This window comes from Streptomyces phytophilus (genome assembly GCF_013870535.1).
GTDB lineage: Bacteria > Actinomycetota > Actinomycetes > Streptomycetales > Streptomycetaceae > Streptomyces > Streptomyces phytophilus.
The window spans coordinates 1-1371 of record NZ_JACBXC010001468.1 but is presented as its reverse complement, the minus strand read 5'-3'; the positions used below and the strand labels follow the sequence as shown (position 1 = coordinate 1371).

The window sequence follows — 1371 nt, the reverse complement described above, 5'->3', positions numbered from 1 at the left end:
GCCGGCGTATGTCGCGATGGCCCGGGCGACGGCGGACCGCGCGCTCGCGGGCGGGCTGCTCAAGCCGGAGCTGGCCGAGGACCTGCTCGGGGTCCTCGCCGACGGAGGACGCTGAGGGACGGCGACGATGACCGCTCTACTCGTACACCAAGCCGCGGAGCTGCCGGAGCCGCCGGGGGCGCATGCGCCCCCGGAAGCGCCTGGCACCGCACCACGGCGCCCGGCGCGCGCCGTGGTGATGACGATGGGCGCGCTGCACGAGGGCCACGCCGCCCTCGTCCGTGCCGCCCGCGCCGAAGTCGGCCCGGACGGGCAGGTCGTGGTCACCGTCTTCGTCAACCCGCTGCAGTTCGGCCCCGGCGAGGACCTGGACCGCTACCCCCGCACCCTCGACGCCGACGTCCTGCTCGCCGGCAAGGAGGGCGCGGACGTCGTCTTCGCGCCGTCCGTCGGCGAGGTCTACCCGGGCGGCGAGCCGCACGTGCGCATCAGCGCCGGGCCGATGGGGGAGCGGCTGGAGGGGGCGTTCCGCCCGGGGCACTTCGACGGCATGCTCACCGTCGTCGCCAAGCTGCTGCATCTCACGCGTCCGGACGCGGCGCTGTACGGGCAGAAGGACGCCCAGCAACTCGCGCTGATCACACGGATGGTGCGCGATCTGAACTTCCCCGTACGGATCCTCGGCGTGCCGACCGTACGCGAACCGGACGGGCTCGCCCTGTCCAGCCGCAACGCGTACCTCTCCGCGCCGGAGCGCCGCACCGCGCTCGCGCTGTCCCGCGCGCTGTTCGCGGCGCGCGAGGTGCGCGGCGGCCCGGGCGAAGCGCTGACAGCGGCACAGTCTGTGCTGCACGAGGCGAGCAAGCTGTCGCCTCCCCTGGAGCTGGACTACGCCGCGCTGGTGGACCCCGCGGACTTCACACCGATCACCGACGGCACGACAGGGGACGAAGCCGTCCTCGCCGTAGCCGCCAAGGCCGGCGCCACCCGCCTCATCGACAACATCCGCCTCACCTTCGGAGGTACCCGGTGACCGCGATACGGCTAGGGGCCCCCGCCCCCGGCTGGGTGCTGGACACCGACGTCGTCGTGGTCGGCTCCGGCGTCGCCGGCCTCACCGCCGCGCTGCGCTGCGCCGAGGCGGGCCGCCGGGTCGCCGTCGTCACCAAGGCCAACCTCGACGACGGCTCCACCCGCTGGGCCCAGGGCGGCATCGCCGCCGCCCTCGGCGAGGGCGACACCCCCGAGCAGCACCTCGCCGACACCCTCGTCGCGGGCGCCGGGCTGTGCGACGAGGACGCCGTACGCACCCTCGTCACCGAGGGCCCCGCCGCCGTACGCCGCCTCATCGCCACCGGCGCCGCCTTCGAC

General features: G+C 75.1%; 2 protein-coding genes and 1 pseudogene. All 3 read left to right on the top strand.

Annotation, left to right across the window (positions count from 1 at the left end; translation table 11 throughout):
• Positions 1-115 (top strand): annotated as a pseudogene (locus tag H5J30_RS37200) (oxidoreductase); the annotation flags it as partial.
• A gap of 12 nt (positions 116-127) precedes the next feature.
• A complete protein-coding gene (gene panC / locus H5J30_RS33425; protein ID WP_181791490.1) occupies positions 128-1033 on the top strand; it encodes a pantoate--beta-alanine ligase in 906 nt (301 codons plus the stop codon).
• Positions 1030-1371 (top strand): FAD-dependent oxidoreductase (locus tag H5J30_RS33420; protein ID WP_181791488.1); only part of this gene is annotated, 342 nt, incomplete at its 3' end. The genes panC and H5J30_RS33420, both read left to right, overlap by 4 nt.